General features: G+C 60.5%; 9 protein-coding genes. 5 read left to right on the top strand and 4 right to left on the bottom strand.

From position 1 onward, the window contains the following. The first annotated feature begins 143 nt into the window (after nt 1-143). Nucleotides 144-1,907 (top strand): cation:proton antiporter, encoded by a 1,764-nt coding sequence (locus tag J3P94_RS00360; RefSeq protein ID WP_434570626.1) that lies wholly within the window; start codon nt 144-146, stop codon nt 1,905-1,907. Between the two features lie 21 nt (nt 1,908-1,928). On the opposite strand, the gene J3P94_RS00355 is transcribed toward J3P94_RS00360, so the two are convergent. The 3 genes from J3P94_RS00355 to uvrD form a co-directional block, all read right to left on the bottom strand. Next, complete coding sequence (locus J3P94_RS00355) at nt 1,929-2,336, bottom strand: SMI1/KNR4 family protein (RefSeq protein WP_003187120.1); 408 nt, start codon at nt 2,334-2,336, stop codon at nt 1,929-1,931. Between the two features lie 138 nt (nt 2,337-2,474). Next, entirely contained in the window at nt 2,475-3,350 is an 876-nt protein-coding gene (locus J3P94_RS00350) for a Tim44 domain-containing protein (RefSeq protein WP_434570624.1), read from the bottom strand. A gap of 303 nt (nt 3,351-3,653) precedes the next feature. Beyond that, on the bottom strand, nt 3,654-5,834 hold the full coding sequence (uvrD, locus tag J3P94_RS00345; RefSeq protein WP_434570623.1) for a DNA helicase II: 2,181 nt from the start codon (nt 5,832-5,834) through the stop codon (nt 3,654-3,656). 261 nt (nt 5,835-6,095) lie between these two features. Here uvrD and J3P94_RS00340 point away from each other — a divergent pair, with 261 nt between their 5' ends. From J3P94_RS00340 to J3P94_RS00330, 3 genes are all read left to right on the top strand, one after another. Beyond that, nucleotides 6,096-8,972: an EAL domain-containing protein gene (locus tag J3P94_RS00340; RefSeq protein ID WP_434570621.1), complete on the top strand. Its 2,877-nt coding sequence runs from the start codon at nt 6,096-6,098 to the stop codon at nt 8,970-8,972. A 182-nt stretch (nt 8,973-9,154) separates the two neighbouring features. Continuing rightward, on the top strand, nt 9,155-10,021 hold the full coding sequence (hexR, locus tag J3P94_RS00335) for a transcriptional regulator HexR (protein ID WP_003187110.1): 867 nt from the start codon (nt 9,155-9,157) through the stop codon (nt 10,019-10,021). Nucleotides 10,022-10,159: 138 nt separating this feature from the next. Further along, nucleotides 10,160-10,369, top strand: a complete 210-nt coding sequence (locus J3P94_RS00330; protein ID WP_305497700.1) for a PA3496 family putative envelope integrity protein — start codon at nt 10,160-10,162, stop codon at nt 10,367-10,369. Here the strand turns inward: J3P94_RS00330 and J3P94_RS00325 are convergent. Beyond that, nucleotides 10,311-11,273, bottom strand: coding sequence for a LysR family transcriptional regulator (locus J3P94_RS00325; RefSeq protein WP_336072855.1), 963 nt, complete (start codon nt 11,271-11,273; stop codon nt 10,311-10,313). The two genes, J3P94_RS00330 and J3P94_RS00325, sit on opposite strands and share 59 nt — an antisense overlap. A gap of 188 nt (nt 11,274-11,461) precedes the next feature. On the opposite strand from J3P94_RS00325, the gene J3P94_RS00320 reads away from it, so the two are divergent. Next, nucleotides 11,462-12,877 (top strand): acetyl-CoA carboxylase biotin carboxylase subunit, encoded by a 1,416-nt coding sequence (locus tag J3P94_RS00320; RefSeq protein ID WP_003206982.1) that lies wholly within the window; start codon nt 11,462-11,464, stop codon nt 12,875-12,877. Nucleotides 12,878-12,879: the final 2 nt, after the last annotated feature.

Below are 12,879 nucleotides of genomic sequence, written 5' to 3'. Positions count from 1 at the left end.
GATCTGTTTCCATATATTGCACCGTCTTTTTGCAGGAAGTCGCGGTGTTAACCTGCAAAAGCCCGTCAGACTAGGCATTTCCTACAAAAGGACCGGAACCGCCCGACTCCGCGTCGAGGTAATTCACACAAGGAGCCCTCACTATGCATGCCATCAGCTTCATTCAGGACCTGGCGATCATCATGCTGGTGGCGGGGCTGGTGACGGTACTCTTTCATCGTTTCAAGCAACCGGTAGTGCTGGGCTATATCGTCGCCGGCTTCATCATCGGCCCGCATACGCCACCGTTCGGTTTCATCCACGACGAAGAAACCATCAAGACCCTGGCCGAGCTCGGGGTGGTCTTCCTCATGTTCTGCCTTGGGCTGGAATTCAGCCTGCGCAAACTGTTCAAGGTTGGCGCCACGGCGTTCATCGCAGCATTCCTCGAAATTGTCCTGATGATCTGGATCGGCTATGAAATCGGCCGCTGGTTCGACTGGAATACCATGGACTCGCTGTTTCTCGGCGCGATCCTGGCGATCTCCTCAACCACGATCATCGTCAAGGCGCTCAATGACCTGAAAATGAAAAACGAGCGCTTTGCGCAGTTGATTTTCGGGGTGCTGATCGTCGAAGACATCCTCGGCATCGGCATCATCGCCTTGCTCTCGAGCATCGCTGTCAGCGGCACGGTGAGTTCCGGCGAGGTGTTCTCCACGGTCGGCAAGTTATCGTTGTTCATGATCGTGGCGTTGGTCATCGGTATCCTGCTGGTGCCCAGATTGCTGGCGTACGTAGCGAAATTCGACAGTAACGAGATGCTCTTGATCACGGTGTTGGGACTTTGCTTCGGCTTCTGCCTGCTGGTGGTGAAGCTTGAATACAGCATGGTGCTGGGGGCATTCCTGATCGGTGCGATCATGGCCGAGTCCCGGCAGTTGCTGAAAATCGAGCGCCTGGTAGAGCCGGTGCGCGACTTGTTCAGCGCGATATTTTTCGTGGCGATCGGGCTCATGCTCGATCCGGCGATCTTGCTTCAATACGCCTGGCCGATTGCCGTGATCACCTGCGCAGTCGTGCTGGGCAAGATGCTCTCCTGTGGTCTTGGCGCCTTTATCGCTGGCAATGACGGACGCACCTCCCTGCGAGTCGGGATGGGACTTTCACAGATCGGCGAATTTTCGTTCATCATCGCTTCGCTGGGCATGACCTTGCAGGTGACCAGCGATTTTCTTTACCCGGTGGCGGTGGCTGTGTCGGTACTGACCACGCTGCTGACGCCTTACTTGATCCGGGCCGCGGATCCGCTGTCAGTCAGGCTGGCCTCGGCGATGCCGCAACGGCTGACGCGTGTGCTGGGCATGTATGGCGAATGGTTGCGCAGTATTCAGCCACAGGGCGAGAGCGCTATGGTGGCCGCCATGATCAGGCGAATCCTGCTGCAGGTCGGCATCAACCTGGCATTGGTCATCGCGATTTTTGTTTCGGGCGGCTATTTCGCCGAGCGGATGTCGGTTTACCTGCAAGCCTGGATCAGCGATCCGAGCTGGCAAAAAGCATTGATCTGGGGTGGGGCGCTGCTGTTGTCGCTACCGTTCCTGATCGCTGCGTACCGCAAGCTCAAGGCGCTGTCGATGCTGCTGGCGGAGTTGGGTGTCACGCCGGAGATGGCCGGCCGCCACACGCAGCGCGTGCGTCGGGTCATCGCCGAAGTGATCCCGATCCTGTCGCTGCTGGTGATTTTCCTGCTGCTGGCAGCCTTGTCGGCCAGTATCCTGCCGACCAACAAGTTGCTGGTATTGATTGCCGTGGTGGCGACTGCGGTGGCGGCGCTGCTCTGGCGCTGGTTCGTCCGCCTGCATACGCGGATGCAGGTGGCCTTGCTCGATACGCTGGACAATCACAAGGAGTCGTCCGGGCATTGACCGGCGCCAGGCATGGGCGTGTCAGCTTTCCAGCCAGACATCCCGTGCCCAGTGCCAGACAGATTCCCAGGTTTCCTCGGCAATCAGCTCTTCCTCGGCCTGCCACAGCACCACCGTGCCGTCTTCTTCGACGCAATAATAATCGTCGCCGTCCTGGCAGATCGGGATCAGGCTGCGATCGACACCCGCATCCCAGGCATTGGCTGCCACGTCGGGCAAGTAGGTATGGGATTGCGGATCGGTAACGGTCACCGGCTCCAGGCTGCCATAGACTACGTCGCTGACAGTCAGCAAAAACTCCCTGAAGACGAACGGGATATCGATGAACAGTTGCTCCTCGATCTCTACCAGCAAGTCTTCGTCAGGCAACTCCAGTGGAACCGGTACAGGTTCGTTGGCTTCACGCAGTTGTTCGATGATTTCTTCCACGTCCGGGGATCCTCTTTCTCAATGGCGCGGTTTCATATGGGGCGGTTTATACAGTAGCTCGCTATAGATGCAACCGTGAAATAGAAAACCCCGGCCAAGGCCGGGGTTTTTATTTCAACATGCGAAACGCGCAAAGGTTCAACCGTTCTGGCGGATACCTGCAACCAGCCAAGGCTGGTTCTCGCCTTGGGCACGTTCCATGTTCCAGCTTTCGCTGAACGCTTCGCCCTGGTCGAAGCGAGAGTCCTTCGACACGCCGACAAAGGTCAGGGTGGCGATGGTCTTGTCTGCCCGATCGTCGACGCCGTCCAGCTGCACCTGCAGGTTGTCGATGTAGGTGGACTGGTAGCCGTCGCCCAGTTCGGCGCGTTCACGCTTGAGGAACTCCAGCAATTGCGGGGTTACGAACTCGGCGATCTTGTCCATTTCGTTCGAGTCCCAATGCTGCTGCAAGGACATGAAGTGGCTGCGAGCGGCTTCGATGAAGCGTTGTTCGTTGAACCAGGCGGGTGCGTTGATCACCGGGCGGGCGGCCACTGGAGCGGCTGAGCCACCGAAGATCGAGCCGCTGGCAGGCTGCTGGTTGAATACTTCACGTTGCATTGGCGCGTGACCGGCCGGAGCGAGTTGCTCCTGCTGCTTGCGACGACGGGCGGCAATGAAGCGGAAGACCAGGAAGGCGATGACCGCCATGATCAGGATGTCGAAGATCTGCATGCCCTGGAAGCCGTCGCCCATGAACATGGAGGCGAGCAGGCCACCGGCGGCGATGCCGGCCAGTGGGCCGAGCCAGCGCGAAGCACCGCTGGCCTTGGTGGCAGCGCCAGCCGCACCGGCCGCGCCTGCGGTGGCAGCGGTTGAACCGGCGGCAGAGGATGGCGCCATCTGGCTGGTCTGGTGAGTCGGGGCGGCGCCCGAACTTTTACCACCGCCAAAACGCTTGGCGGCATTGGCGTCGATGGCCATCGTCAGGCCGATGCACAACGCCATGGCGATGCTAAGAAAACGTTTCATATTAAGGCATTCCCATTTGTGGATAGCACGCGCGCCATGTTGCACAGGTGAACTGTTGCTGGCTAGCGGCAGAGTGTTTCGGGCTTTTGCGTGACAGCTGAGGTTCAGCTTCAGATGCGCAAGAAGGCCTGTTCGCTTTGGGCCGTAGGAAAGGGGGACAAGTTCTATCGGAAATGTTTGGGGTTACCAAAATAAATGTGGGAGCGAGCTTGCTCGCGATAGCGGTTTGTCAGTCAGCTTCAATAGTGACTGATCGATTGCCATCGCGAGCAAGCTCGCTCCCACAGGTTTCTATGCAAATCTTCAGATCGCTTCCAGCTTGGCATACCCCAGCATCAGCCATTTGCTGCCTTCGCTGAAGTTTACCTGGACGCGGGCCTGGGCACCGGCGCCTTCGAAATTGAGGATCACGCCGTCGCCAAACACCGAATGCCGCACAGCCTGGCCGAGGCTGAAGCCGGTTTCCGGAATGTCGCTTCCGCCAAACAGGCTGCTGGTGCCTTGCTGGTTGCCGCCAAACGGTCGGCTGACGCTGTTGGACAGGCGTACTTCCTGGATCAGGCCTTTCGGCACTTCGCGTACGAAGCGTGACACTTTGTTGTAGGTCTCGCTGCCATACAGGCGACGGGTTTCAGCGTAGGTCAGCACCAGGTTCTGCATCGCGCGGGTGATGCCGACGTAGGCCAGGCGACGTTCCTCTTCGAGGCGTCCCGGCTCCTCCAGGCTCATCTTGTGGGGGAACAGGCCTTCCTCCATGCCCACCAGGAACACATACGGGAACTCCAGACCCTTGGCGCTGTGCAGCGTCATCAGTTGAATGCTGTCTTCATGCTCGTCGGCCTGGGTATCGCCGGCTTCCAGGGAGGCATGACCGAGGAAAGCCGACAACGGGGACAGGTCTTGGTCTTCTTCGGTGTTTTCGAAGTTGCGCGCGGCGCTGACCAGTTCCTCGAGGTTTTCCACCCGCGCCTGACCTTTCTCGCCTTTTTCCGCCTCGTGGTAGGCGATCAGGCCGGACTGCTCGATGACGGTCTGGGTCATCAGGTGCAGCGGCATCTCGGCGCATTTGGCGGCGAGGTCTTCGATCAGGTCCATGAACGCTTTCAGCGCACCGGCGGCGCGCCCGGTAACGCCTTTGTTGTCGACCAGCTGGCGCATGGCTTCCCACATCGACACGTGGCTATGGCGCGCATGGTCGCGAATCGCCTCGACGGTTTTCTCGCCGATGCCCCGGGTCGGCACGTTGATCACCCGCTCCAGGGCCGCGTCGTTGCCGCGCCCTTCGATCAGGCGAAGGTAGGCCATGGCGTTCTTGATTTCCGCGCGCTCGAAGAAGCGTTGGCCGCCATAGATTCGGTAAGGGATCCGTTCGCGCAGCAAGGCTTCTTCCAATACCCGCGATTGGGCGTTGGAGCGATACAGAATGGCGATATCGCTGCGGGCCAGGCCGGTTTTCAACGCGCTCTCGATGGTCTCCACTACATAGCGGGCCTCATCGTGTTCATTGAAAGCGGCGTACAGATTGATCGCCTCGCCTTCGCCGCCGTCGGTCCACAATTCCTTGCCCAGGCGCCCGGTATTGTTTGCGATCAACGCGTTGGCGGCCTTGAGGATACCGGCGGTGGAGCGGTAGTTCTGCTCCAGGCGGATGACCTCGGCGTCGGGGAAGTCCGCCGAGTACTGATGAATGTTTTCGATCTTGGCGCCGCGCCAGCCGTAGATCGACTGGTCGTCGTCACCTACCACCATCAGGCTGTCGCCACCCTTGGCCAGCAGGCGCAACCAGGCGTACTGAACAGCGTTGGTGTCCTGGAATTCGTCCACCAGCACATGCCGGAAGCGTTTCTGATAGTGAGCCAGCAGGCCTGGGTGGTCGCGCCACAGGTCCAGGGCTCGCAGCAGCAGCTCGGAAAAGTCGATGACTCCGGCGCGTTGGCATGCCGCTTCATAGGCTTCGTAGATGCTGCGCATGGTCGCCAGGAACAGGTCACCACTGGCCTGGATGTGCTGCGGGCGCAAGCCTTCGTCTTTCTGGCCGTTGATGAACCATTGCGCCTGACGGGCGGGCCAGCGCTGTTCGTCCAGGCCCAGTTCACGGATGACCCGCTTGACCAGACGCTGCTGGTCATCGCTGTCGAGGATCTGGAAGGTCTGGCTCAGGCCGGCCTCCTGCCAATGGGCCCGCAACAGGCGGTGCGCCAGGCCGTGGAACGTGCCGACCCACATGCCGGCCGGGTTGAGGCCCATCAACTGCTCGATGCGATGGCGCATCTCGGCAGCGGCCTTGTTGGTGAAGGTCACCGACAGGATCGAATGGGGCGAGGCGTTCTCGACCTGGATCAACCAGGCGATACGGTGCACCAGCACTCGGGTCTTGCCGGAGCCGGCACCGGCCAGGACCAATTGACGACCGACGGAGGCAGCAACTGCCTGGCGTTGGGCGTCGTTCAGGGAATTCAGCAGAAGGGAGAGATCATCGCGCATCGAGGCATTCTAGGGTGCGGCGTCACCCCGGGCAAACCGAGCTTTGCATCAGCCGATAAAAAGCCTCCTGGGTGATGACCGGTTGGTCAGCGGCTACAAGCATGGGCGGGGCTCGCTTTCCAACGTTATTACCCAATGGAATCGCGACTTTTTCGCTGTTTTTATGAGCAGGAGCAGTGTGGGATGGCCTTTGGCTTGTGTATGCTCGGTGCTCGTTTCGGGTGCAGCACGCGCCCCTGAATAAGAACAAGAACATCGCCTATGACCTCCAGTTCCGATCTGGCGGGGCCCTGCGTGGAGCCGCGCCTCATCTGCAAGCAGTACGCCACGGAAATGGCCGTCGAACGCACCAGGCTGTTATATCAGGGTTCGCTGCTGCCCACGCTGTTCATGCTGCTCAACGGGCTGGTGTGCGCGGCGCTGTTATGGACGCCGTCGCGCTACTTTCTGGTCAGCGTCTGGTTGGTCTGGTTGCTGTCGCTGGTGGCGTTGCGGGTGATTCAGGTGGCCGCGTTCGATTCGGCGATACCAAGCCGCCAGGCGCACCCGATCTGGTTGCGCATGTTCCTGCTGGGCTCGGCCATGACCGGCCTGACGCTGGCCGGTGCCGGTATCGCCCTGGTCCCGGCGGACAGCTTCCAACAACAGGCCTGGGTATTCGGCCTGATCGGCGCGGCCACGCTGTCAGCGAGTGTCGCCTATGCCGTGAGCCTTGCGGCGTTCCTGTCCTTTACCTTGCCCTGCCTGTTGCCGGCCATCGGTTATCTTTTCTGGGGCGGCGACGAGCAGCAGCGTGGCTGGGGCTGGCTTGGGCTGGTGGTGCTGGTTTCGCTGAGTGTGGTGGCCTGGCAGGTCAATCGGCTGATACAGAACGGCATGCTGCGCCGGTTCCAGAACCAGGCACTGATCGAGCATCTGCAGCAAGCACAAGCCCGCGGCGCCCAGCTTAACGAGGCATTGGCCCGGGAGGTCGAACAACGCCGTTCTGCCGAAGCCCAGCTGCGTACGGCGCAGGTTGGCCTGGAGGCGCGGGTCGCACAGCGCAGCCTTGAACTGGAGGCGGCCAGCCAGGCGCTGAGTAAAAGCGAAGCACGCCTGGCACTGGCGCTCAAGGCCAGTGAGTTGGGGTTGTGGGATTGGAACCTGCAGACCGATGAGGTCCATCACACCCAACTCAAGGAGCTGTTTGGCCTGGAACCCGAGTACATAACGGCGATGCTCAGTCATCTCACCCCGCGCCTGCATCCGCAGGACCTTCCGGCGCTCAAGCGTGCCCTGGTAGAGCATCTCAAGGGCCGCAGCGAGGATTACCAGATTGAATACCGCGTCCGTCATGGCGACGGCCATTGGGTCTGGATCGAAGACCGTGGCCGGGCGGTGGAGCGCAGCGCGAGCGGTCGAGTGCTGCGCATGGTCGGCACCCGGCGAGACATCAGCGCCAGCAAAGAGCTTGAACAACAGCGGCAACTGGCGGCCACGGTCTTTGAAGCGGCCAGCGAAGGCATTGTGATTTTCGACCCCAACTACGCGTTGCTGGCCGCCAACCAGGCGTTCGCGCGGGTTACCGGCTTCGATATCGCCGACATGCTGGGGCGCAGCGTGGTCGACCTACCCTGCAGTCGCGATGCACGCCGGCACTATCCGATCATTCGCCAAGCCCTCAAGCAGCATGGCACCTGGCAAGGCGAGCTGGTGGAAGCGCGGGCCAACGGTGAACTCTACCCGCAGTGGTTGCAGTTGAATGTGGTGCGTGATCTGCGAGGAAAAGTCAGCCACGTGGTGGGCTTCTTCGCCGATCTCTCGGCCCGCCGCGAATCCGAGGAGCGGATGCGCTACCTCACTCATTACGACGAGCTGACCGGATTGGCCAACCGCTCGCTGTTCCGCGAGCGCCTGCACGAGGCCCATCAACGAGTTCGCCAGGGCGGGCGCCGCAGCCTGGCACTGCTGCACATCAACCTTGATCGCTTCAAGTTGCTCAACGACAGCCTCGGCCACGATATCGCCGACCAGTTGCTGCAGAAAATGGCTCGCCGCCTGATCAATGCGTTGCCGGAAGCCGACACCATTGCCAGGCTGTCCGGAGACGAGTTCGCCGTGTTGTTCGACGCCTATGGCAACCTTTCCAGCCTGGCGAGGGTAGCGACCCGGCTATCTGCCAAGCTGCGGCTGCCCCTGACGATCGAGGGGCATGAACTGGTGGTCAGCGCTTCGATCGGCATCAGCCTGTTGCCCGACAACGCTCGGGAAATCTCCACGCTGGTCAGCCAGGCGAACATGGCGATGCAACACGCCAAGCACCTGGGCGGCAATAGCTTCCAGTTTTATACCGACAGCCTTCAGGCCAGCACGCTGGAACGTCTGCAATTGGAGAACCAGTTGCGCAAGGCACTTGAGGAACAGCAACTGAGCGTTTTCTACCAGCCCAAACTGTGCCTGGCGACCGGTCGCCTGAACGCGGCCGAGGCGCTGGTGCGCTGGTACCATCCGACCATGGGCCAGATTCCACCCGCTGACTTCATCGGCTTGGCCGAGGAGACCGGGCTGATCGGACCCATTGGCGAATTCGTGCTCCGCCAGGCCTGCTGGCAGGCGTGCGAATGGCAGCGCCAGGGGCTTGCGCCTATCAGGGTGTCAGTCAATCTCTCGGTGCATCAGTTGCGCCAGGGCAAACTGGTCAGTCTTGTACGCCAAGTGCTGGAGGAGACCGGCCTGGCCCCGCAATACCTGGAGCTGGAGCTGACCGAGAGCCAGTTGCTCGACAGCGTCGAGCACATCATCGCTACGTTCCAGCAACTACGTGATCTTGGGGTCAAGCTGGCGATTGATGACTTTGGCACCGGCTATTCTTCGCTGAGCTATCTCAAACGTATCCCGGTGGATTACGTGAAGATCGACCAGGCATTTGTTCGTGGCCTGGCGGAGGGCGGGGAGGACGCAGCCATCACCCGGGCAATCATCGCCATGGCTCATGGGCTGTCGCTCAAGGTAGTGGCCGAAGGTGTCGAGCGGCAGGAGCAGCTGGATTTCCTGAAAAACGAGCAATGCGACGAGGTTCAAGGCTATCTCATCAGCCGACCGGTGGGAGCCGAAGGCTTGGCCCGCCTGATGCTCGAGCAGAATAAGCCTGCTTTGTAGCAAAGGGCCCAAGGTCCTGCGATGGCTAGCCTTCGTAACGGCTACACGAAGCGTCGCCCGCCAAAACAAGGGGGTACAAGGCCAATTCAGTTACGTATTGGGCGGGCAGAAAGCCAATTCCTGTAGTATAACTACAAGCTTGCTACATCCCGGCACCCGCCCCATAACAAGAGTCCAGTCCTTTGAACCTGTTGCAACACATCGCCCAGTCGCGCCATCTGCTACGCAAGTCGGAACTGAAGGTCGCCGATCATGTACTGCTTGATCCTGCGGCTGTGATGCACAGTTCCATGGCCGACTTGGCCCACAGCGTCGGCATCAGCGAACCGACCATCGTGCGTTTTTGCCGCGCGATCGGTTGTTCGGGTTTCCAGGACCTGAAGCTCAAATTGGCGCAGAGCCTGGCGGCGGGTGCGAGTTTTGGCCAATTCGCGATTCATGAAGACGATTCGGTCGCCGATTACAGCCTGAAAATCTTCGACACGACCCTGCACACCCTGATGGAAGTTCGCGAGAAGCTCGATCCGGTGGCGTTGCAAAAAGCGGTTACGGCCATGTCCCAGGCCCAACGTGTCGAGTTCTATGGTTTTGGTGCTTCTGGCGCGGTCGCGGCCGATGCCCAGCACAAGTTCTTCCGTCTGTTGCTCACGGCGGCGGCCTATTCCGATCCACACATGCAGGCAATGTCGGCGGTCACGTTGAAGCCTACCGACGTGGCGATCTGTATTTCCCAGTCGGGTCGCTCCAAGGACTTGTTGATCACTGCGAACCTGGTACGCGAAAGCGGTGCTTCGCTGATCACCTTGTGCCCGAGCCAGACGCCATTGGCTGAGTTGTCGACGGTGAACCTGGCGATCGACGTGCATGAAGACACGGAAATCTACACGCCATTGACCTCGCGCATCGCGCATCTGGTGGTCATCGATGTGTTGGCCATGGGCGTCGCCATGGCGCGCGGCCCGAGCCTGGTCAATCACCTCAAGAGTGTGAAGCGCAGCCTTCGCAGCTTGCGGTTGTCGCCCAAGTCGGTGAAGGCGCTGGATGACTGAGCGCTGTTCCCGGGGTTGAGGGGTTTCTGTGGCAGGGGAGCACCCCTGCGAATTCATCGTTCTGTAACGCTCGCGCCGCCAAATCGTCATCGCGCGCCGTCATCTTGAAACTCCCGTATACGTCTTGGGAGTCTCGACATGACCCAGTCCTACGAAGACCGCAGCGCCGCCAAAACCCGTCGCCAACAGGAAGACCAACGCCGCATGGCGTTCCGCCGTGCGATCGAAGATCGCTATGAGCAACGGCAGCTTCTGGCAGAAATCAGCGAATTTCCTGACGCCGTAGAGTTCAATTACTGGCAGGCAGCGCCGGCGGCTTCCCGTCGAAACGCTCAACCAGGCCGATAATCTGGGCGCGCTCGCCGCGCACGAATGCCAGGAAGGCATGAGCCACCGGTGACAAGCGCTTAGCCCTGGCCTGCACCAGGCACCAGCTGCGGTACAGCGGCAGCTCCTCAACCGGCAACTCGATGAGTGCGCCGGAGCTTAGCTCGCGGCTTACGGCGTGGCGCGTCAACAGTGCCACGCCCAGCCCGGCCACCACGCACTCGCGCTGGGCCTCCGCCGACGCCACTTCCAGCGTCTGGGTGAAATGCACCCGCTTCTCCTTGAAATACTCCTCGCACGCCAGCCGCGTGCCCGAACCGGGCTCGCGCAACAGCAGCGTATAAGGTTCCAGGTCCTGCAGGCGCAGCGGGCCAATGTGGCAAAGCGGATGGTCGGGCGGCGCCACGGCAACGATCGGGTTGTTGAGAAATGGCAGGAATTCCAGGCCCATGTCCTGGGGCACCATTGACATGATTACCAGATCGTCACGGTTGTCTGAAAGGCGCCGGATCACCTGGCCGCGATTGACCACGGTGAGGTTCAGATTGACCTCGGGATGTTGGCGCTTGAACGCGGCGAACAGATGCGGGACGAAGTATTTGGCACTGGACTCTACCGCCAGCTTCAATTGCCCCTGCAGAGAACCCTGCATGTCCGAGAGCTGCATGTCGAGGTTCTCCAGCCGCCCGAAGATATCCCGACTGGCGCGTTGCAGGGCTTCGGCCGCTTCGGTCATGTAGAGTTTTTTTCCGACGTACTCAAACAGCGGCTGGCCAATCAGCTCTTCAAGGGATCGAATCTGTAGGCTAACGGCCGGTTGTGTGAGAGACATTTCATCAGCCGCGCGGCTGTATGACCTCAGGTCGCACACCTCATTGAAAATCTGCAGTTGACGCAACGTCATACGCATCAATGACTTACGCATATATCTGGCTCTCGGGGCGGGGGCGGGCAAGACGACTATAAGTCTTTGCTTATGCACGACCCAACAAATATTCATTTTTGTTAATCAACGACCGGGACTAGTGTGGAGCGGCGACCAATTGTTACATCTGGTCACGCATCGGCCTGGACCTCAGGCCGTGGGTATCACCGGCTCAAGGGAACCTCCAATTGATAACAAAGATCCTGATCGCCAACCGCGGTGAGATTGCCGTCCGAATCGTGCGCGCCTGCGCCGAAATGGGCATTCGCTCGGTCGCGGTCTATTCCGACGCCGACCGCCATGCCTTGCATGTCAAGCGTGCGGACGAGGCCCACAGCATCGGCGCCGATCCGCTGGCCGGCTACCTCAATCCGCGCAAACTGGTGAACCTGGCGGTGGAAACCGGCTGCGACGCGTTGCACCCCGGCTACGGCTTCCTCTCGGAAAACGCCGAACTGGCGGACATCTGCGCCGAGCGCGGGATCAAATTCATTGGCCCGTCGGCGGAAGTCATTCGCCGCATGGGCGACAAGACCGAAGCGCGCCGCAGCATGATCAAGGCCGGTGTGCCAGTGACCCCAGGCACCGAAGGCAACGTGTCGGGTATCGAAGAGGCCCTGACCGAAGGTGATCGGATCGGTTACCCGGTGATGCTCAAGGCCACGTCCGGCGGTGGCGGCCGTGGTATCCGTCGCTGCAACAGTCGCGAAGAGCTCGAGCAGGCCTTCCCGCGCGTCATCTCCGAAGCCACCAAGGCGTTCGGTTCGGCGGAAGTGTTCCTGGAAAAATGCATCGTCAATCCCAAGCACATCGAAGCGCAGATCCTCGGTGACAGCTTTGGCAACGTGGTGCACCTGTTCGAACGTGACTGCTCGATCCAGCGCCGTAACCAGAAGCTGATCGAAATCGCCCCGAGTCCGCAACTGACGCCTGAACAGCGCGCCTACATCGGCGACCTCTCGGTGCGCGCCGCCAAGGCCGTGGGCTACGAAAATGCCGGCACCGTGGAGTTCCTGCTCGCCGAGGGCGAGGTGTACTTCATGGAGATGAACACTCGGGTGCAGGTGGAACACACCATCACCGAAGAAATCACCGGTATCGACATCGTTCGCGAGCAGATCCGCATCGCCTCCGGGCTGCCGTTGTCGGTCAAGCAGGAAGACATCCAGCACCGGGGCTTTGCGTTGCAGTTCCGCATCAACGCCGAAGACCCGAAAAACAACTTCCTGCCCAGCTTCGGCAAGATCACCCGTTATTACGCACCGGGTGGCCCGGGCGTGCGCACCGACACGGCAATCTATACCGGCTACACCATTCCGCCGTTCTACGATTCGATGTGCCTGAAACTGGTGGTCTGGGCGCTGACCTGGGAAGAAGCGATGGACCGTGGCCTGCGAGCCCTGGATGACATGCGCCTGCAGGGGGTCAAGACCACCGCCGCGTATTACCAGGAGATCCTGCGTAATCCGGAATTCCGCAGCGGCCAGTTCAACACCAGCTTTGTTGAAAGCCATCCCGAACTGACCAATTACTCGATCAAGCGCAAACCCGAAGAGCTGGCCCTGGCCATCGCCGCCGCCATCGCCGCCCACGCAGGCCTGTAAGG

This window comes from Pseudomonas sp. Z3-8, from assembly GCF_051131975.1.
Lineage (GTDB): Bacteria > Pseudomonadota > Gammaproteobacteria > Pseudomonadales > Pseudomonadaceae > Aquipseudomonas.
Note: the sequence above shows the minus strand (reverse complement) of the source record. Positions and strands in the feature narration are given on the sequence as shown.